The organism is Fictibacillus sp. BK138 (genome assembly GCF_004216955.1).
Lineage (GTDB): Bacteria > Bacillota > Bacilli > Bacillales > Fictibacillaceae > Fictibacillus.
The window spans coordinates 177681-198723 of the sequence record NZ_SGXL01000002.1 but is presented as its reverse complement, the minus strand read 5'-3'; the positions used below and the strand labels follow the sequence as shown (position 1 = coordinate 198723).

The 21043-nt window shown below is 39.9% G+C and carries 20 protein-coding genes; 17 read left to right on the top strand and 3 right to left on the bottom strand.

From position 1 onward, the window contains the following. Positions 1–178 precede the first annotated feature (178 nt). The 5 genes from EV282_RS17765 (at position 179) to EV282_RS17745 (ending at position 6053) form a co-directional block, all read left to right on the top strand. Positions 179–1135 carry a tRNA dihydrouridine synthase gene (locus EV282_RS17765; RefSeq protein WP_130297226.1) on the top strand — a complete coding sequence of 319 codons (957 nt, stop codon included), beginning with the start codon at positions 179–181 and terminating at the stop codon, positions 1133–1135. Positions 1136–1342: 207 nt separating this feature from the next. After that, the gene (locus EV282_RS17760; RefSeq protein WP_130297225.1) at positions 1343–2014 is read left to right on the top strand and encodes a Type 1 glutamine amidotransferase-like domain-containing protein; all 672 of its coding nucleotides are present in this window, start codon (positions 1343–1345) and stop codon (positions 2012–2014) included. Positions 2015–2337: 323 nt separating this feature from the next. Continuing rightward, positions 2338–4005 carry a M4 family metallopeptidase gene (locus tag EV282_RS17755; protein ID WP_130297224.1) on the top strand — a complete coding sequence of 556 codons (1668 nt, stop codon included), beginning with the start codon at positions 2338–2340 and terminating at the stop codon, positions 4003–4005. Positions 4006–4273: 268 nt separating this feature from the next. Next, the gene (gene sstT, locus EV282_RS17750) at positions 4274–5512 is read left to right on the top strand and encodes a serine/threonine transporter SstT (RefSeq protein WP_130297223.1); all 1239 of its coding nucleotides are present in this window, start codon (positions 4274–4276) and stop codon (positions 5510–5512) included. 145 nt (positions 5513–5657) lie between these two features. After that, positions 5658–6053, top strand: coding sequence for a VOC family protein (locus tag EV282_RS17745; RefSeq protein ID WP_130297222.1), 396 nt, complete (start codon positions 5658–5660; stop codon positions 6051–6053). Positions 6054–6113: 60 nt separating this feature from the next. Here the strand turns inward: EV282_RS17745 and EV282_RS17740 are convergent, their stop codons facing one another. Next, positions 6114–7631: a multicopper oxidase family protein gene (locus EV282_RS17740; protein WP_130297221.1), complete on the bottom strand. Its 1518-nt coding sequence runs from the start codon at positions 7629–7631 to the stop codon at positions 6114–6116. A gap of 214 nt (positions 7632–7845) precedes the next feature. Here EV282_RS17740 and EV282_RS17735 point away from each other — a divergent pair, with 214 nt between their 5' ends. The 4 genes from EV282_RS17735 (at position 7846) to EV282_RS17720 (ending at position 10672) form a co-directional block, all read left to right on the top strand. Then, positions 7846–8931, top strand: a complete 1086-nt coding sequence (locus EV282_RS17735; protein WP_413466152.1) for a PQQ-dependent sugar dehydrogenase — start codon at positions 7846–7848, stop codon at positions 8929–8931. 77 nt (positions 8932–9008) lie between these two features. Then, the gene (locus EV282_RS17730) at positions 9009–9440 is read left to right on the top strand and encodes a hypothetical protein (RefSeq protein WP_242611943.1); all 432 of its coding nucleotides are present in this window, start codon (positions 9009–9011) and stop codon (positions 9438–9440) included. 104 nt (positions 9441–9544) lie between these two features. Next, positions 9545–9886 carry a hypothetical protein gene (locus EV282_RS17725; protein WP_242611942.1) on the top strand — a complete coding sequence of 114 codons (342 nt, stop codon included), beginning with the start codon at positions 9545–9547 and terminating at the stop codon, positions 9884–9886. A gap of 78 nt (positions 9887–9964) precedes the next feature. Continuing rightward, positions 9965–10672 carry a VCBS repeat-containing protein gene (locus EV282_RS17720; RefSeq protein WP_130297217.1) on the top strand — a complete coding sequence of 236 codons (708 nt, stop codon included), beginning with the start codon at positions 9965–9967 and terminating at the stop codon, positions 10670–10672. A 32-nt stretch (positions 10673–10704) separates the two neighbouring features. Here the strand turns inward: EV282_RS17720 and EV282_RS17715 are convergent, their stop codons facing one another. Next, the gene (locus tag EV282_RS17715; protein ID WP_130297216.1) at positions 10705–11160 is read right to left on the bottom strand and encodes a TspO/MBR family protein; all 456 of its coding nucleotides are present in this window, start codon (positions 11158–11160) and stop codon (positions 10705–10707) included. Between the two features lie 186 nt (positions 11161–11346). Here EV282_RS17715 and EV282_RS17710 point away from each other — a divergent pair, with 186 nt between their 5' ends. After that, complete coding sequence (locus tag EV282_RS17710) at positions 11347–12468, top strand: NADH-dependent flavin oxidoreductase (RefSeq protein WP_130297215.1); 1122 nt, start codon at positions 11347–11349, stop codon at positions 12466–12468. Positions 12469–12610: 142 nt separating this feature from the next. After that, the gene (locus EV282_RS17705) at positions 12611–13744 is read left to right on the top strand and encodes an NAD(P)/FAD-dependent oxidoreductase (RefSeq protein ID WP_425590207.1); all 1134 of its coding nucleotides are present in this window, start codon (positions 12611–12613) and stop codon (positions 13742–13744) included. A 239-nt stretch (positions 13745–13983) separates the two neighbouring features. On the opposite strand, the gene EV282_RS17700 is transcribed toward EV282_RS17705, so the two are convergent. Then, a complete protein-coding gene (locus EV282_RS17700; RefSeq protein WP_130297213.1) occupies positions 13984–14463 on the bottom strand; it encodes a hypothetical protein in 480 nt (159 codons plus the stop codon). 97 nt (positions 14464–14560) lie between these two features. Between EV282_RS17700 and EV282_RS17695 the strand changes: the two genes are divergently transcribed. The 6 genes from EV282_RS17695 to EV282_RS17670 all read left to right on the top strand — a co-directional run bounded on the left by EV282_RS17695 (position 14561) and on the right by EV282_RS17670 (position 20972). Further along, positions 14561–15145, top strand: a complete 585-nt coding sequence (locus EV282_RS17695) for a vWA domain-containing protein (protein WP_130297212.1) — start codon at positions 14561–14563, stop codon at positions 15143–15145. 137 nt (positions 15146–15282) lie between these two features. Next, on the top strand, positions 15283–16296 hold the full coding sequence (locus tag EV282_RS17690) for a LacI family DNA-binding transcriptional regulator (RefSeq protein WP_130297211.1): 1014 nt from the start codon (positions 15283–15285) through the stop codon (positions 16294–16296). A gap of 111 nt (positions 16297–16407) precedes the next feature. Beyond that, complete coding sequence (locus EV282_RS17685) at positions 16408–17718, top strand: ABC transporter substrate-binding protein (protein ID WP_130297210.1); 1311 nt, start codon at positions 16408–16410, stop codon at positions 17716–17718. 69 nt (positions 17719–17787) lie between these two features. Further along, entirely contained in the window at positions 17788–18687 is a 900-nt protein-coding gene (locus EV282_RS17680) for a carbohydrate ABC transporter permease (protein ID WP_130297209.1), read from the top strand. Positions 18688–18816: 129 nt separating this feature from the next. Then, complete coding sequence (locus EV282_RS17675; RefSeq protein ID WP_226537158.1) at positions 18817–19593, top strand: carbohydrate ABC transporter permease; 777 nt, start codon at positions 18817–18819, stop codon at positions 19591–19593. A gap of 14 nt (positions 19594–19607) precedes the next feature. Continuing rightward, entirely contained in the window at positions 19608–20972 is a 1365-nt protein-coding gene (locus EV282_RS17670; protein ID WP_130297207.1) for a GH1 family beta-glucosidase, read from the top strand. The last annotated feature ends 71 nt before the right edge of the window (positions 20973–21043 follow it).

Genomic DNA, 21043 nt, shown 5'->3' with positions numbered 1-21043 from the left:
GAGCCTTATTCCATGGTGGATCAGGCTTTTTAGTTTATTTTATTCTGTTTAATGATTTTCCATAATTTATAAATGTACAGTGATTGATAATAAGTTACTAAACATGATATAAGTGTAAAAGAATATTTTTTACAGGGATTTTAAAGTTGTATCCATAGTGAGAGGATTTGAGCTTGAAATGATAGATAATTTTTGGCGTGATTTACCGCGTCCATTTTTTGTGCTTGCACCAATGGAAGATGTGACAGATGTAGTTTTTCGTCATGTCGTAAGTGAAGCCGGGCGGCCGGATGTATTCTTCACAGAGTTTACAAACTCAGATAGCTATTGTCATCCAGAAGGCTTGAAAAGTGTCCGCGGCCGTTTGACGTTTACAGAAGATGAACAACCGATAGTGGCACATATCTGGGGCGATAATCCCGAATATTTCCGCCAAATGAGCATTGGTATGAAAGAGATGGGATTTAAAGGCATTGATATAAATATGGGCTGCCCTGTACCAAATGTAGCTTCAAGAGGAAAAGGAAGCGGCCTTATTCTGCGTCCGGATGTTGCGGCAGAACTTATTCAAGCAGCAAAAGCGGGCGGATTGCCTGTCAGCGTGAAAACTCGGCTTGGCTTTAAAGAGATAAATGAGTGGGAGGAGTGGCTCGCGCATATTTTAAAGCAGGATATTGCGAACCTTTCTATTCATTTACGTACCAGAGAGGAAATGAGCTTAGTAGATGCGCATTGGGAGCTTATTCCGGAAATCAAAAAATTGCGTGACCGTATTGCACCCGAAACACTTTTAACAATCAATGGAGACATTCCTGACCGTCAAGTCGGGCTGCAGCTTGCTGAGAAGTACGGTATTGATGGTGTAATGATCGGACGAGGGATTTTTAAAAATCCTTTTGCTTTTGAAAAAGAGCCAAGAGAGCACAGCAGTAAAGAATACCTTGATCTTTTAAGACTGCAGCTTGACCTCCAGGATAAATATGCCGAAGAAGTACCACGTTCAATCACAGGTCTTCATCGCTTTTTTAAGATCTATGTCAAAGGCTTCCCAGGAGCTGCTGAATTACGTAATCAATTGATGAACACGAAATCAACAGATGAAGTGCGTGCATTGCTTGATAACTTAGAATCATGACTTATAAAAGCATATAGAAAAAAATACAGTAAAAAAACAGTATGGAATCCTCTTGGGTTACATACTGTTTTTATTTATTTTTCACTTCGTTACTAGAGGTCGAGTCCTTTAAAAACAACGGAAAATTTATGGAATAAAGGAAGACGGAAGCTCTTGCAGAATAAAATAGGCAATTAGAATATTGTATCGACAAGGAGGAGTTACGTTATGAAATTGCTGCTTACATCTGCAGGCGTTAATAATAAAAGCATACGCGACGCGCTAGTTGATATGCTGGACAAACCGATTGCTGAGTCAAACGCTCTGTGCATCCCTACTGCGATGTACGGACATCCATGGGTCGGACCAGGCGTCAGAACTTGGGAGTTCATCAGCGGGAATTCTAAGAATCCCATGGTCGATCTAGGCTGGAAGTCTGTCGGGGTGCTAGAGCTTACAGCGCTACCAAGCATCGGCGAAGATCGCTGGGTCCCACTGGTCCGTGAGACGGACGTCTTGCTGGTGTCAGGCGGCGACGCTCTCTATCTGTACCACTGGATGAAGGAGTCCGGGCTGGCAGATCTCTTGCCTTCGCTTCGCGCAGTCTATGTGGGGATGAGTGCTGGGAGCATGGTGATGGCACCTAAAATTGGAGAGTTCTTCGTTGGCTGGACGCCGCCAAACGGTGAGGATAAAACGCTTGGGTTTGTCGATTTTGCCATGTTCCCCCATGTGGATCACGAGATGCTGCCGCATAACACGATGGCTGCTGCAGAGAAATGGGCAGCCGGAATGCAGGGGCCGGCGTATGCAATTGATGATCAAACCGCAATCAAAGTGATCGATGGATCGGTCGATGTTGTATCCGAAGGGCATTGGAAACTGTTTACGCAAAGTTAGTTCTAAAGTAATGAAGCTGATAACCCACCCTTACTAAAATTAAAATCAGAATAAAGCTTTAGAAAAAGAAGAAGGAGAAAGCAGGATAGTTACCTGCTAACTCCTTCTTTTTTATGGGTTAAAGGCTAGTGCAAAGTTTTCCATTATTAACTATTGTGCAGATATTCCCTTTGTTTCTACTTGGTAGATTCTACCTACATATTGCCAATAGAATTAGCTATCATTTATATTTTTGTAAAATTAAGATAATTCTTATTGTTCATTCGAAACTTTTTCTTCTCCTCTATAATGAATACTATCCAATTAATAGGAGGTATTACATAGTGAAGAAAAAGCTTTTAGCACCTGTACTTCTGTCGTCGGCGCTGTTGGTAGGTTCAATTCCTGTGAACGTTCTTGCACAGCCAATTGATTCTAGTAAGGTTAGTAGTGTACAAGCTTCTAAAGAGTGGAATGAAAAAGCGAGTGTTCCTTTTTTTGTGAAGGAGCGTTCTGCAGAGAAGTTCTCTTCTAGCAGTTCTTCCGATGCCTTAACCTATTTGAAGAAAAATCAAGGTAAGACGGGGATCATCAATCCTGACAAAAATCTAAAAGTGAAAAGTGTACAGAAAGATGAACTGGGTATGACACATGTTCGATTTACTCAGGCAATCAATGGAATTCCTGTAGAAGGATCTGAAGTTATTACCCATTTTAATAAAAACAATGAAGTAGTAACTGTGAACGGAAGAACAAATCAGACTCTAGCCGTTGAGGAAGTGGATACCACTGCTTCTATCAGCAGGGAAGCAGCGCTTCAATCAGCACTATCATCTGTTAACGCTCCAGAAGAACTGACTTACGACCCAACTGCTGAGCTTGTTGTTTATCCTTTTGAAAAGAATAATCATACTGCCTATAAAGTGAATGTTAACTTTATGGGTGAGGAGCCTGGAAACTGGTTTGTGTATGTGGATGCAAAGTCAGGAAAAGTAATTGATAAATTTAATGGCTTGATGCATGCAGAAGAAAATAAAACGCAAACTGGCTCTGGAAAAGGTGTGCATGGAGAACACAGAAAATTGCATATCACCCGCGTGAAGGAAGAAAATTCTGGCACGAAGTTTGCTTTAGCAGACTACTCTCATGAGAATCTCGAAGGAATCTTCACGTATGATGCTACAGCTGATTGGGATTCCAGCAATGACGCACTATATACAGGGAATTCTGCGTCCTTCATTAGTGACTATGATCGTGCTGCTGTCGATGCTCATTATAATTCTGAGAAAGTTTATGAATATTATTTAAACCAACATGGTCGTAATTCTCTTGATGGAGAAGGAATGGCGATTAATTCTTATGTACACATGGGTGTCGATTATAATAATGCGTTTTGGAATGGGCGTTATATGGCCTATGGAGATGGCGATGGTGAGTTCTTCATTCCATTATCAGCCGGCCTTGACGTTGCAGCCCATGAAATGACTCATGGTGTGATCTCCCATACTGCGAACCTGGCATACCGCAACCAATCTGGAGCACTGAATGAGTCGTTCGCTGACGTTTTTGGTGCACTTGTCGACGACAGTGATTGGGAGATGGGCGAGGACATTATGGCGCCCGCTGCAAAAGCGGATGGAGTAACAAGACTGCGCAGCTTAAGTGATCCAAATAGTGTTGTCGTAAGTAATCCGCAAAGAGCAGCTTACGGCAGCGGAGTCTATCCAGCTCATATGGATGAATTTTATAACATGCCGCTTAATGTCGATAACGGTGGTGTTCATGTTAACTCTTCCATTACAAACCATGCCGCATATTTGATTGGACAAGAACTTGGAAGAGAAAAATTAGGGAAGATCTATTACCGTGCGTTATCTGTTTATTTAACTTCAAATTCCAATTTTAGCGACGCTCGCCAGGCTCTCGTTCAGTCAGCAAGCGACCTTTATGGAGAAGGAAGTGCTGAAGAAACGGCTGTTAACACAGGGTTTGATGCGGTGGGAATTTACTAGAAACGTTCAAAAATGAGAATTCTGAATCACTTATGCACCTCAGGAAAACTTCTTGAGGTGTTTTTAAAATATTCAAATAATTACAACTTTTATAAATAAATTGTAATCTATCAAAATACCCACTATAATACTATTTATTAGAAAGACAGTTGTCTTTTTCAGGTGGAATATATATCATTCATCGTTCCCTTGTAAAAGACTTTATTTTATTGCAGGTTTTTGAGATTAAACAGCTTTACAATTCTAACTTAGATTGGTGATGACATCTATGAAAAGTATACTGAAAAAGTGGAATCAGTTGAGTCTTGTTAAACAGATCATTATTGGATTAATTGTTGGTATTATTCTAGCTGTTACGATTCCGCAAGCAGCGAAACCTGTTGTTATTTTTGGCTCTTTATTTGTAGGTGCTTTAAAAGCTATTGCACCTGTGCTGGTATTATTCTTAGTTATGTCGGCGATCGCCCAACATAAGGCGGGCCACCAAACGAACATGAAATCAATAATTTTTTTATACCTTTTAGGAACATTTTTGGCAGGATTAACAGCCGTTCTTGCAAGTTTTATTTTTCCTGTAGGTTTGACCCTTGGAAAGGGAGCGGAAGGTGTAACGCCTCCTGGTGGTGTTGTCGAGGTCCTCAAAACGTTGCTGATGAACGTAGTTGATAATCCTTTTAATGCTCTTGTTAATGCGAACTATATCGGTATTCTGGCATGGGCAGTACTTTTAGGCCTTGCTTTAAGAAAAGCACAGGATACGACTAAAACAATGATCTCTAATGTTTCAGACGCTCTCTCTAAAATCGTTACTTGGGTGATTAAGTTTGCTCCGTTAGGAATCTTGGGGTTAGTGTTTGAATCTATTACAGCAAATGGTATAGATTCCTTATTAAGTTATGGCAAGTTGTTAGCTTTATTGATCGGCTGCATGGCTTTCGTAGCGCTGGTCGTGAATCCAGCTATCGTGTTCCTAGCGATAAGGCAAAACCCATACCCGCTTGTGTTTAAGTGTTTGAAGGAAAGCGGAATCACAGCTTTCTTTACACGCAGCTCAGCTTCCAATATTCCGGTAAACATGAAATTATGTGAGAAGCTTGGTTTGAATAAGGATAATTATTCCGTATCTATCCCTTTAGGGGCAACGATCAATATGGCAGGTGCAGCAGTTACGATTTCCGTTTTGACACTTGCCGCGGTTCATACACTTGGTATAGAAGTGAATCTTGTTACTGCAATTCTCCTAAGCGTCCTATCAGCAATTAGTGCTTGCGGTGCTTCAGGGGTTGCGGGCGGATCATTATTACTGATCCCACTAGCGTGCAGCTTATTTGGAATTCCAGGTGAGGTGGCTATGCAGGTAGTTGGAGTAGGATTTGTCATTGGTGTGCTGCAAGATTCATTTGAAACGGCACTGAACTCATCTACAGACGTACTTTTCACTGCAGCATCTGAATATACAGAGTGGCGTAAAGAAGGAAAAGAAATAAATATCGAAAAAGCAGCGTAAGTTGTACTGCACAAAATGGCACCCCAATGATTTTAGCGTTGAGGGTGCCTTTTTTGTTTGCATATTCCCATACTTTAAGAGGGATTATCAGGAAGTACATGGAATGACTTAAGTGGTAATTATTTTATACTATAGGAGGTAACTCATGGGAAGATTAGTGCATTTTGAAATTCATGTAGATGATATGGAACGGGCAATGAAGTTTTATGGAGAGGTGTTCGGCTGGTCATTTCAAGATTGGAGTGAGTATGCGGGATTGCCTTACTTTGGGGCTGTTACAGGAGACGATAATACACCAGGGATAAATGGGGCTTTAATGAAGCGGCAAAGTGCACCGCCAGAACCTAATCAAGCGGTAAACGGCTTTACTTGTACAATGGGTGTGGAAAACTACGATCAAACCGAAGCTAAAATCCTTGAGCTTGGCGGCAAGGTCGCAATGCCTAAATATGCACTTCCAGGAATGGCGTGGCAAGGATATTACATAGATACAGAGGGCAATATTTTTGGGATCCATCAACCCGATGAGAATGCAAAATAAAATGATTAAAGAAGGCAACTCCTTTAGCTAAGGGAGTTGCCTTTTCATATTTTTACAATATCAGTCTGAATGGTGACCATTTGATGAATCAGATTCATCAGAAATATCACAAGGAAGGATTGTTAATGGTCTCATCATGTCATGATCTTCGTGCTCTAAACGGTGGCAGTGCCATACATAATCTCCGCAATAAGGCTGGAACTTCATAATGATTCGAACCGTTTGTCCGCCTGCTACGAGAACGGTATCTTTCAAACCGAAATCTGCTGGGAGAGGTTCTACTAGATTTCCATTCTCATCGGAACGGTCAATTACGCGGAAATTGACCAGATGTATATGAATAGGATGAATCCCAGGAGTTTGATTCACTAGCTCCCATATTTCTGTAGAACCAAGCAACGGTGTCTCTGTTACTGGATCCATCCATGTTTTATCATCAAACAATAGCATGAGACGACCAAATTCATCTTGTGAATCCTGTAATGTTAAACGTCTTACTTTTCTTGCACAATTTAATGAAAGAGGCTCAATGTGACTTAGGTGGAGTGGGACCCATGATTGATCAGGAAAAGATAAAGGCTTAGTTACTTGGATTTCCATGATATCTCCGGTTGGATTTCCTAATTCAAACCCATCTTGCAATACAATGTTTTGTCCTCTTAGCTTTGAAAAATCAACAACGATATCAACACGTTCGGCTGGTGAAACATCTAAACTTTCTACCTTGATTGGGCGTTCAAGAAGGCCGCCATCCGTCCCAATTAAATAAAATGGCATAAGGTTGCTGAATTGATACTTATATGTTCTGGTATTAGAAGCGTTCAAGAGGCGAAACCTGTACTTTCGTGGCTCCACTTGTAAATATGGCCAAACTTTTCCGTTAACGGTTATGGTATTCCCTAAAAATGCTGGGACAATAGAAGGGTATGGTATATTCGGTGGCGGATTTTCTGGCTGGACAGGATAGAACAGCGAACCATCTGGATTGAAGGATTTATCTTGAATGACAAGCGGTATTTCGTATTTTCCTTCTGGAAGCGGAAGTGTTCTTTCATGCTTATCTCGAATAAAGTAAAGACCTGCAAGACCTGCATACACGTTTAAGCGGGTAATACCGAGTGCATGGTCATGATACCAAAGGCAAGATGCCCGCTCTGAATTCGGATAATGATAGATTTCTTTCTTAAAGTGAGGGCCAGTTTGCCGAAAGTTTCTCGTAAACCATGCTTCAGGATGACCATCGCTGTCTGGTTCTGATGGGCTTCCATGCAGATGGACAACGGTACGCACTTCTGGGTTATGGTTCGCTCCGTGAATCGTTTTATCAACAGGTAAAAAATGCTTAAGGGGTAAATGGTTTGTCCATCTCACATAGATAGGCTGATTTCTTTCAACATTAAATGTTTGACCAGGTACTAGCCCATTGTAGCCCCATACTTTTGCTGCATGCAGATCTCTATGAAACTTGTGCAGTGTCTCGATCATACGGACCTCATACAGCGGCTTCCCTTTATATTGTTCCTTTGGGCTAATGATAGAAGGAATGGGAAGAGGATCAACAAATTTTTCTAACTCCAAATCGTACAATCTCCTTTTGAAAGTTTCCCCTTCTATAATCAATGGCTATCAAATAGATATTGCTTGTTTGAATGCCCAGTTATAAAACTTTTTTTGATACAAGATGCCCAATTGGACTCTTATTCAAATGGTATAATTTTTTCTAATAAAGTTTGTTTGTTAGATTCAATAATAATCTGGCTAAACTACTATTAGAAAAAGATTTTAAATGGGGGTGTTGGCATTGAGAAGGTTTTTATTCATTCTGGTTTCGATCTTATTTCTCTCTGGATGCTTCAATGATGATAAAAAAACATCCGAAAACAGCGAGAAAGATGCGGTAGAAGTTCTTGCAAGACAAGCTAAGGTGATTACAACAGATTTGGACATACCTTGGAATATTACAAAACAGAATAACACCTTTTATTTAAGCCAGCGCCCAGGCTATATCGTTAAAGTGGATGCCGATAGCGGAACAAAAACGGTTCAGGATATCGAAGTTACAAAAAAGATCCTGCACAGTGGAGAGGGAGGCTTGCTAGGTTTCATTCTTGCACCTGACTTTGATACTTCTCAAGAAGCATTCGCCTACCATACCTATAGAGATAATGGTGGTGTTTTTAACCGCATTATCGTTCTGAAATTGGACGGCAATAGATGGAGGGAAAATGGGATTATAATTGAAGGGATCCCTGGAGGAAGAATCCATAACGGCGGAAGAATTCAAATTGGTCAGGACGGGAAGTTGTACGCTACAGCTGGCGATGCAGGAAATCCGGAAAATGCACAAAACCTTAATACTCTCGCAGGGAAGATTTTACGTATGAATTTAGATGGCACTATCCCGCCGGATAATCCATTTGATAATTCTTATGTTTATTCTTATGGCCATCGAAATCCTCAAGGGTTAGCCTGGGACCAGAACGGAAATCTTTATAGCTCAGAGCATGGACAATCTGCACATGATGAGATTAATTTAATTGAACCTGGAAAAAATTACGGCTGGCCGGTTATTGAAGGTGATGAACAAGAAACGGGTATGGTATCACCGATCTTTCATTCAGGAGATGATACGTGGGCACCATCTGGAATGGCCATTAAAGATAACAAAATCTATGCATCGAATTTACGGGGTGAACAAATTTTAGTGTTCAATCTGGCTGAGAAAACGGTTGATACATTTTTTCAAGGTGCGGGCAGAATGCGAGATGTGCTGATTGAAGGTAACCAATTATATACGATAACGAATAACCGGGACGGAAGAGGCACTCCCCGAGAAGGTGATGATAAATTGTTGAAACTGCCTTTAGTGGAGCAGTGAAGATTCCCATAAATTACACAGAAACAAAAACACCCATACTTCATAAGATATTATGAATTTTTTCAAAGTGGGTGAAAGTGTTGAATTCTTATAAATTTAGACAGGATTGGACCGCTTTATTACAGCTTTTAAATCAAAGTCTATATGCTGAAGAAATGGTTTGTTCCATGAGTACTCAATTATTTGTTATCCCGGCAACAGCAGACTTAAAAGGAAATGCAGAAATGCACAACAGTCTAGTTCCAGCTTCATATCATAGAGTGACAGCAGTAGGGAGTGCAATACGTCTGCAAAACGGTGAAACGCATGAGACAATTATTCGTATTTTGGTATCATGTATAAACAATGGACTGAAAAGAGATCAAGAAGTAACGAAATGGCTGCCTGTAATGAGAGACGATGCCCCTGAAGGATATAAACCGTTCCTTCAAAACATAATCAGCTGGCAGCAGCAAGCAGTACAAAGTTTAACTTCAGCAAAACAGCTTTTAGGGCAGATGGGGTATTAATCTCAATAAATTTAAGTATTTGTCATTTGTGAAGGTCAACATTTTGTGTTGGCTTTTTATTATTTATCTCTTAAGCTTAGATTGTTAAAAGGAGAGGGAGATAGATGATGGATAATTTGAAGAGTATTTTTACAGAAAATGATTTTAAGCTGACAAAGGAAACAAGCAAAGCGATTGAATTTGAAAACATACATACTGGGGATGTCATTTATCTGCTGCCAAACAAGGAGATTAGTATAGTTTTAAATCCTAATACAGTGGAAGAGAATAAAGGTTTACAACATAATAGTCACGGCATTTATAACAGTACTGCACTAAGCTTGTTTCCTAAAAGAGTGAATACAGGACTGACACCTATAACATATGGATATTCATATAAATTTAAGACCGAAAATGAATTAAATCAATTTTTAACCGCTGTTAATCTTATTATTTTTCATAAGTAAACTCTAGTTAATATAGTAACAATTCTCCATACTGCCCATAGGATATGTATAAAGTCCAGTTAGGCAAGGAGCATTATTATGTATAACTATTACAGAGTGGATCCAAGCGTTGTTTCTTTTGCCAAAGGTGATGTTACGGGTGATAAAGTACCTGAAAACGTGTACTTAACGGGCATAAGAACTCCTGATAGTCCTTTCATTCAAAACATTACGCTTGTTGTACAAGACGGAAGAACAGGTGCATATCAATCAGTGACTTTATCTGAAAATGCGGGTTATAATCCCACTTTGTTTTTAGGGGATTTTACCGGGAACGGTGTGGACGATATTTTAATACGGATTGAATCAGGGGGAAGCGGTGCGTTCACATATGATTACGTTTATTCGTTCATTAATAATAACCCGCAGCTGCTATTCGATTTCAATGCATATAACGAGCAGTTTCAATATGATGTTAATTACCAAGACAACTATAAAGTGAAAGTGTTCAGCAAGATTAATAATCTAACGTACTTAATAGATATTTCTTTAAGAGATCCAGAATACTTGAGTGAAATTTATGATGCAAACGGAAAACTAAAAAGCCCTATTGAGGGCTTTGTTAATCCACTAAGCGGTTTATATCCCGTGGATTTTGATTCTAACGGAGTCTATGAGCTGATGGCATATCAGAAAATTGCAGGAAGGTATAATGCAGATGCTCTCGGTTATGTGGTGAACACTCTGGCTTGGAAGGAAAACAGGTTTAACCTTCAAAATCAAAATGTCGCCATTTCTGGTTATTAAAAAAGGATCTAGTCTTACGGGCTAGATCCTTTTTAATTTAGGCTATAGATCGTCCATGATAAAAAAGTGGCAAAGGAACTCCAAAGAAAATAGGGAACCAGCAGCCAGGCAGAGACTTTATTCAATCGGCTAGCAACAATGATTAAAAGAAGAGTAGTCACAGTGATCAAAAATGCATCAATAGTAGCTGCGAATAAATCTTTTTGAGTGAACTGAAAATAACTAAATGCTTGGTTAAAAACATAGTTGATCGCAAAAAGCCCCCAAAATCGGACAGGTTTAAACCCATATTTGTTATAAATGAGAGTGGCAGATAAGGAGATCAACGCGAAAAGAACAGCCCAGATGATACCAATTGTTTGACCTGATGGTGTCCATGAAGGTTTGTTCAACGCATCATACCAAGAACGGTCGATCGGAAACAGAATGCTTGAGAAATAGAATAATGCGTAAATTATTAAAAATACCGCTATACTGGATTTTTTCATGTTTTACCTCCTGATTAGTAGGGGAGAATACGAAAAGCACGGACTTTCATCTTCTTAGAAGTATACTGTTCCCTTTATAATTCATTCCTAAAACGAAGAATCGTATCTTTTGATTTTGTGAGTACTAGGTATTATTATAATAGTTACTAAAAAAAAGAAAGTAATTAAAGGTGGAGAGAGAACATAATGAATCAAAAGTATGCGCTATTGTTTAAACCGTTTAGTTTTAAAAATGGTATTGAGTTAAAAAACCGATTAATTATGGCCCCAATGACTAATTTTTCATCTAATCCAGATGGGACGGTAACCGAACAAGAGATTCGTTATTATGAGCGTCGTTCGGAAGGTGTTGGTATGGTCATTACAGCTTGTACGAACGTGACAGCGAATGGTAAAGGGTTCCCGGGTGAGTTTGCGGGAGATACAGACGAAATGATTCCTAGTCTTCGGAAATTGGCCTCAGCTATAAAAGCGAAAGGCTCAAAAGCTATTCTCCAAATTTTTCATGGAGGACGGGAGGTTCCCCCTGAGCTTGTTCCGAACGGGGACGTCGTAAGTGCAAGTGATATACCATCCGGAGAAGGTAAACCAGTTCCGCGACCATTAGATGCTCCTGAAGTAGAATCCATTATTCGAGATTTTGGAGAAGCTACAAGACGGGCAATTGAGGCAGGTTACGATGGCGTTGAGATTCACGGAGCGAATGGATATTTAATTCAGCAGTTTTTCTCGCCTCACGCTAATCGCCGTGAAGATCAATGGGGTGGTTCTTTAGAAAAACGTATGGCTTTTCCTCTGGCTGTAGTTGATTCTGTAAAAAAAGCAGTTGCTGAACACGGAGATGATTCATTTCTCGTAGGATATCGTTTTTCACCAGAAGAACCTACGACACCTGGGATTACGATGGCCGATACATTAGCACTTGTGGATGCATTAAGTGCGAAAAAGCTGGATTACCTTCATGTTTCCCTGATGGATTTCTGGTCTGAGCCAAGACGTGGAGTTGAAGATAAACGTCCTCGTATTGAAATCATTAATGAAAGAGTTGGAGATCTCGTACCAGTTATTGGTGTTGGTTCTATCTATACAGCCGATGATGCACTTGATGCAATTAAAACTGGGGTGCCTCTAATAGCACTTGGTCGAGAGCTTATTATTGATCCAGATTGGGTTAAAAAAATTGAACAAGGAAAAGAATCAGAGATCGTGACTAAGATCGATAAAACGAAACAAGAGGAACTAGTCGTTCCCGATCCTTTATGGAAGGCTATTGTGAGTACACCAGGCTGGTTTCCCGGGGTTGATTAATAAGAGGAGCAGGATGAATATCCTGCTTCTTTTTTTGTTGTTCCTAAGCATTTAAAATTAACAGCAGAAATCAGGGTTTTTTCCGTTTTATTTTATGAAATAATACAGTTAAACTTATTACAAATACATATGGAATAAAGGAATGTTTAATATGCCAAAAATGATAGTGATCGGAGCTGGAATACTCGGAGCATCTACAGCATATCACCTTGCAAAAGCGGGGGCTGATGTTATTTTAGCAGATCGTCAAGATCAAGGGCAGGCAACGGATGCTGCAGCAGGCATCGTGTGTCCATGGCTTTCGCAGCGACGGAACAAAGCTTGGTATCAGCTAGTAAAAGGCGGTGCCCGCTATTATCCAGAATTGATTGCGCAGTTGGAAGCAGACGGCGAAACGGAAACAGGATATAAACGGGTGGGTGCGATAAGTCTACATTCAGACCCGGAAAAGTTGGAGAAGATGGCGGAAAGAGCGATTAAGCGTAGAGAAGACGCTCCTGAGATTGGCGAGGTCACTGTACTTTCGCCTGCTGAAACACAACGTTTATTCCCTCCTATTGCTGAAGAATATGGCTCTGTTTTTGTGAGCGGTGGTGCTCGTGTGAATGGAAGATCACTGCGAAATGCTTTAGTAAGTGCAGCGGTTAAGAACGGAGCTAGTCTATTGAACGGCGACGCATCAATCATTCATGAAAACTACAGAGCCATTGGAATAAAAATAGAGGAGAAAACGGTTCTGGCTGACAAAGTAATTGTTACGGCAGGTGTATGGTCACAAGAATTACTGAAGCCGTTAGGTGTTAACTTTAAAGTAACACCGCAAAAAGCTCAAATCGTTCATCTGGAAATGCCTCAAACTGAGACAAGCTCTTGGCCAGTTGTGATGCCTCCAACTAATCAATATATCCTCACTTTTGAAGGTGGCAGAGTCGTTGTCGGTGCAACACATGAGGATGAAGCTGGGATTGATAACCGTGTAACAGCGGGTGGAGTCCATGAGATTTTAACGAAGTCATTAGCTGTTGCGCCTGGTTTAGCAGACAGTACTATACTTGAAACCCGAGTTGGTTTCCGACCGTTTACTCCTGGATTCTTACCAGTAATTGGCCCTCTGCCTAATTATGAGAACATCCTGCTTGCCAATGGATTAGGAGCATCCGGTTTAACGAGCGGACCGTACCTTGGTGCAGAACTTGCAAAGCTTGCTCTCAATCAGCAAACTGAAATTGACATCAGCAGCTATGATGTAGCGGGAGCAATTGAAAATCTTATATAAAAGTGAAAAGACAACTTTTGGGTTGTCTTTTTTCGTTATAGGGAGGGGTATGCTGTTGCGGAACTTGTCGCGAAATGTCGACTCGTGGTTATTTTCAAAATAACGTGCGATTATGGCGACCTAACGTGGGAAAATTTCAATTAACGTGTGATTATACTCATTTAACGTGCGATTTTCCTCATGCCATACCGGTGTGGGTATTCCACGACAGGTTGATCTATCCTTCAAATCAAGCTAATCTACACTAATGTCTTCTGACTAAAGTAATTCAAATACTCATTTACCTGCATAACATCATAGATTTTCTTTTCTAAGCAGAATTTGATAACTAAATCGGCGGTTTCGCTATCAGAAAGTGAATAGCCCCCTGACTCGAGCAGTTTCTCAAACTCCTCCTCACCAAGTTTAAGGCCGAGCCCAAGGGCAATCACAGTGCTCTTTTTAGGCCGGTAATCAGCTCTCGATCGGATCTTTGAAAAATGCTTTCGATCAATACCTGCACTTTTGTAGACATGACTATCACTGACACCTTTTTCATCAATAAAAAGAAACAGAACTTCCTGAAGAGTTGGCTTTTGATTGTTTTTTATATAATCATCTAACTCAATATGAAGACTTTCTGCCTTCACATCAATGTAGTACATACTTTCTTGCAACTCAAAAATTAAATGGCCATTAATATAAGTTTCTAATTCGTTAAGAATCTTTTGATCCAGCATAAGGCTAGCCTCCAAAATGTCGCTTTACAGGCGACCAAATTATGGATAAGTGCAGCTATTATTATAGCATGACAAACAAATTTGGAGGACGATGAAGATGAATAAGAATTTGACGGAGATCATTTTTTTGCTGGATAGAAGCGGGTCCATGTCCGGATTAGAAAAAGATACAATCGGCGGGTTTAATTCGTTTATTGAGAGGCAGTGCCAGTTGGAGGGAGACACGCTGCTCACCACCGTTCTTTTTGATGATCAATATGAAGTGCTGTGGACCGGCAAAGATGCAAGAAAATTAAGGTTAACATCAAAAGAGTATTATGTTAGAGGGACAACAGCGTTGTTGGATGCAGCAGGTAAAACCATTCTAGATGTTGGTCACCGTTTAGCAAAAACACCAGAGAAGCAAAGACCGGGCAGCGTTATTTTTGTGATCACAACAGATGGCATGGAGAATGCGAGCCGTGAGTTCTCGTATGAAAAAGTAAAAGAGTTGATCAAACATCAGCAAGATAAATACAGATGGGAATTCATTTTCTTGGGAGCCAATATTGACGCTGCAGAGGAAGCCGAGAGCCTAGGGATCAGTAAAGAAAATGCATTCGACTTTGAAGCATCAGAGGTAGGTGTTGAGAAAATGTACAATGTGATGTGTGAGGCAGTAACTTTTAAAAGACAAAGTTAAATTTTTATTAATTTAGACAGGATCTAATTATCCTGTCTCTTTTTATTTTATAAAGTGAAAAAATATTATTGAAACTTCATTTTTTGTGCGTTATAATTCCAATTAACGAAAGCGCTTTCGATAAAGAGGGGATAACAATGGTTACCATCTATGACATAGCAAAGAAAACGGGTTTTTCGACGACTACCGTTTCTAAAGCACTTAACAATTATTCAGATGTTAGTGAAAAGACAAGACAGAAAATTCTTCAGGCTGTAGAAGATATGGGCTATTTACCAAATGCACATGCTCAATCACTTTCAACGAAAAAGTCCTGGACGATCGGTGTTATGTTTGCTGAAGACAATGAAGTCGGAATGAAGCATCCGTTTTTTAGTGCCATAATAGAAAGTTTTAGAAAAAATGCTGAACGTGAAGGGTATGATTTAATTTTCGCTTCACGAAATTTACGTAATCGAGATATCAGCTACTTAGAGCATTTTTCATATCGTGGTGTAGATGGCATAGTCGTTATTTGTTCTGATTCGCAAGATCCGCAAGTACAAGAGATGATAAATAGCACTATTCCGATTGTGGTTATCGATATGAACAATCAAAATTGCAGTCTTGTTTATTCGGATAATATTGAAGGCGGCAAGCTTGCGGTTAACTATTTACATTCACTTGGCCATACGAAAATCGCTCATATTGCGGGTGATCCCTCAACTGATGCTGGGGCAGAGAGAATCAAGGGATATAACAAAGCTATGAATGACTTGAAGCTGCCGATACCTGAGGGTTATCTGATTAATGGCGGATTGTTTTCAATCAATGAAGGTAAAGAAGCCATGGAAAAATTACTATTGTTAGATGATGTACCGACAGCAGTGTTTGTAGCTGGAGACCATATGGCGATCGGAGCGATTGAAGTTATTAAGGAGAAGGGGTTAAGGGTGCCGGAGGATATTTCGATCATTGGATACGATGATATCGAAATGGCTGCTTACATTACACCTAAATTAACTACAATCAAACAAGATACGGATATGATAGGGTTTCAAGCCGCACAGCTCTTAATGAACCAAATCCTTCAAAAGAAAAAGCTGGTCGTCTCTAAAAAGATTCCAGTTGAACTCATTATTCGTGAATCTTGTTCAAAAAAAGAGAATTAAAAAAAGAAAAAATTTTTTTCGGTAATTTCGAAAGCGGTTTCGAAATTTTTTTTACGAAAAACCGAAACCGCTTTCGTAAATATAATCTTATATAAAGGCAGGGGTAAACGCATGAAAAAGATGATTAGTATGTTTTTGTCTTTGGTGTTGATCGTGGGATTATTTGCAGGTTGTTCAAGTGATCAAAAAACATCAGGCAGCTCCAAGAAAAAAGCTGACTTGAAAATTTGGTCATTTACAGATGAACTTAAGAAACCAATCAAAACCTTTGAAGAGAAGAACGGTGTAACAGTAGAGTTAACGATTGTTCCGATCGCAGACTATCCAACAAAGCTAAAGCCTGTTCTTGAAAGCGGAGTTGGTGCACCTGACGTTTTTACAGGTGAAATTGCCTTTTTGAAACAATGGGTCGATGCTGGATACTGGGAAAACTTATCTAAAAAGCCATATAACGCAGATGAGATCTCAGATAAATATGTGCCGTATGTTTATGCCCTAGGTAAAGATAAGGATGGCAATGTACGTGCGCTATCTTGGCAAACAACACCTGGTGGTATTTATTACAAGAGAAGCCTTGCGAAGGAAGTATTAGGAACTGATGATCCAGCTCAAGTTGGAGAAATGATGGGTTCCATGGATAAAGTATTTGAAGTGGCTGAAAAAATGAAAGAAAAAGGCTATAGCATGTTTCCGGATGAAGGTTCCATCCGCTGGTTCGCACAAGGGGACAACCCACAGCCATGGGTAAATGAGAAGAATGAGCTGCAGCTGACAGAAGAAAAGATTGCGTACATGGATTATTCAAAACAACTTAGAGAAAAGGGCTATACAGCATTAGCTCCTGAATGGTCACCATCTTGGTTTGAGGCTATGGATAAGCCGGTCAAGGTGAAGGAGAATGGCAAAGAAAAAGAGACAGAAGTATTTTCATATGTTCTTCCTACTTGGGGACTTCACAGCGTATTGAAAACAAATGTAAAAGACTTAGTTGGTGACTGGGCTGTAACTAGTGGTCCGAGCCCTTATTTCTGGGGTGGAACATGGCTTGGTGTTTATAACAAGTCTGAAAATAAAGAGCTTGCTTATAAATTTGTAAAAATGATGACTCAAGATGATGAATTCTTAACATCTTGGAGCAAAGAAACGGGAGACGTACTTTCATACCTTCCTGTTACAGATGCCATTAAAGATGACTTTAGCGATAAATTCTTGGGCGGACAAAATAACTATCAATTTTTCCTAGACCAATCAAGTAAGATCACTCCAGGAATCGTAACAAAGTACGATCAGCAGCTGGATACACTTTACGGTAACGCGGTTCAGCAATATGTGACAGGCAAGAAATCAAAAGATGCAGCAATTAAAGAATTTTATCAAAAAGCGCAAAATGCTTATCCTGACTTAAAAGTACCGAAGAAGTAAGTATTTTAAATGTGTAAGTGGCAGGGGAAGTGCTCTGCCACTGCACCATTATTGAAAGGGGGAGGGGAGATGAAAAATCTAAACCGTTACGGCTATGTTTTTATTGCCCCATTTTGGATCATCTTCTTGGTGTTTAGTATTTATCCGGTATTATTAACGTTCTATTATAGCTTTACCAATTATTCAGGCAGTGGTGAAGCACAAGTTGTAGGACTTGCAAACTATAAACGCCTGCTGACAGATACGTATTTTGTAGAAGCTTTCTTTAATACTTGGAAAATTTGGGGTGTGAATTTTGCCCTTCAAATAGGACTCGCTTTAATTTTAGCGATGATTTTTTCAGATATGAGAATGAAGTTAAAAGGACTCGCTTTTTTTAGATCGATCTTTTACCTTCCTAATTTAATTACAATCAGTTCGGTCGCTCTGTTGTTCGGTATTTTACTAGATTGGCAGCATGGTTCGTTAAACATGATGCTGATGAAACTCGGTATCATTTCGGATCCGATCAATTGGCTGAATGAACCGACGACGGCTCAGCTTTCCGTATCGCTGATTTTAACGTGGATGTGGTTTGGCCACTCATTTATTGTCGTGATGGCGGGGGTATCTGGGATATCCAAAGACTATTACGAAGCTGCACTGATCGACGGTGCAAATCGCTGGCAGACCTTTTCTAAGATTACGATCCCGCTTTTGAAGCCTATCCTGCTTTATATCATGATTACCTCATTAATCGGAGGTCTTCAATTGTTTGATTTGCCGATGCTTTTAACAGATGGAATCGGATCACCTGACGGTTCGCTTAATACAATGGTGCTCTATTTATACAATCAAGCCTTTAAATATAACAATTATGGATACGCTGCTGCTGTAGCATATGGCTTATTTGTTATCACTCTCATATTCTCTGCTTTTATCTTCAAGGGGATGTATGGGAAAGAACGTAAACAACCAAGGCAGGTGTAAAGCATGATAGGGAAAACAGCGGTAGATAAAAGTTTTTCAAATCCAGTTCAAAATAAAAGTGTAATAGAATCGAAACCAAAACCAAAAAGAAGTATACCGAAACTGATCCTCTACATCGTACTCAGTGTGATGGCTATCGTCTGCTTCATTCCGTTCTTAATGATGCTTGTAAATGCTACCCGTTCCAATGAAGCGATTTTATCCGGGTTTACTTTAATCCCTGGGAGTTCATTGGTGGAAAACTATCAGACGATGATGAGCTACATCAACATATGGGCAGGTTTTAAAAATAGTTTAATCATTTCAGTTCTTGTTACTTTATTGTCGGGTTACTTTTCAGCTTTAACAGCTTACGGATTCGCTTTTTATATGTTCAAGGGTAAAAATGCGATGTTTGTCTTTATGTTAGTGATGATGATGGTTCCTGGACAATTAGGCTTGATCGGATTTTATGAGTTAAGTAAAACACTAGGAATACTTGATACGTATATTCCATTAATCATACCGGCAGCGGCCAGTCCGTTCGTTGTTTTCTTTCTCCGCCAATATATTATAACAACGCTTCATCCCAGTCTGATTGAAGCAGCAAGAATTGATGGGGCAAGTGAATTTAAGATCTTCCATACGATCGCAATTCCTATTATGATGCCAGCGATTGCAACGATGTCCATCTTTACTTTTATTGGGTCATGGAATAACTACATCATGCCTTTAGTGGTTTTATTTTCACCTGAAAAATTCACATTGCCTGTATTGATGGGATTCTTAAAAGGCTCGCAAGTCGCACAGAATCTTGGCTCTATGTATCTGGGGATCGCTATCTCGGTAGTACCAATCATGATCGCATTTCTATTTTTATCTAAATATATCGTTAACAGCATTTCAGCAGGTTCTATAAAAGAATAGAGGAGAGAACATCTATGAAATTTAATGATAACTTTGTTTTTGGAACAGCCACTTCTTCCTATCAGATCGAGGGAGCTAGATTAGAAGAAGGAAGATCTCTTTCTATTTGGGATACGTTCTGTGACGTTCCAGGGAAAGTTTATAAACAGCACAACGGTAGCATCGCCTGTGACCACTATCACCGGTTTGAAGAGGATATCCAAAACATCAAGCAGCTTGGAGTAGAAACGTACCGCTTTTCTGTTTCATGGCCGCGTATTTTCCCGCAAAAGGGTGTGCTTAATCCGGAGGGAATCGCTTTTTATAAAAAATTGACTAAACGTTTGATCGAAGAAGGAATCAAGCCTGCGATCACTCTTTATCACTGGGATCTTCCAGTATGGGCACATGAGGAAGGCGGATGGGTGAACCGTGAATCTGTAGAATGGTTCTTGGATCTGGCGAGAGTTTGCTATGAGGAGCTTGATACTGATGTGGACTCTTGGATCACACATAATGAGCCTTGGTGTGCAGGATTCCTAGGGTATCATCAAGGGTTCCATGCACCTGGTCATACAAATATGGATGAAGCAGTCAGAGCGGTTCACCACATGCTTCTTTCACACGGAAAAGCAGTTGAAATGTTAAAGAACGAATTTCAATCCAAAACGCCAATCGGAATTACGTTAAACCTTACACCAATCTATGCAAAAACAGATTCGGTGAATGATCAGCTTGCTGCTAATAATGCAGACGGATATTCAAACAGATGGTTCTTAGATCCTGTGTTCAAAGGGCAATATCCAGTAGATATGATGAACCTTTTCTCAAAATATGTTCATTCATATGACTTTATCGAACAGGGAGATATGGAGATAATCGCCACTCCATGCGATTTCTTTGGAATCAATTATTACAGCCGTGGACTCGTTGAGTTTTCAGCGGCAAATGATTTCTTGCATAGAGGTGCTTACTCTGATTATGACAAAACAGGCATGGGCTGGGATATTGCGCCAAATGAATTTAAAGATCTGATCAGAAGACTAAGAGCAGAATATACGGACCTGCCAATTTTCATTACGGAAAACGGAGCAGCTTTTGATGACGTTGTTGAAAATGGAAGAGTCCATGATCAGGAACGTGTCGATTATATCGAAAAGCACCTGCAGGCTGTATCTGACCTGAATGATGAAGGGATGAATGTTCAAGGATACTATCTATGGTCCTTAATGGATAATTTTGAGTGGAGCTTTGGGTATGACAAACGCTTCGGCATCATCTACGTTGATTTTGATACTCAGGAAAGAATCTGGAAAGACAGTGCATATCGTTATGCAGAGATTGTAAAGAATCGAGGAAATCAAAAGAGCAACACAGGTACGGATGTTTTAAGTGTATAAGTGAATAAATTTATTAGACAAAGGGTTTTTAATTCTTTGTCTTTTTTTGTGTCAAAAAATATATTTTGCAT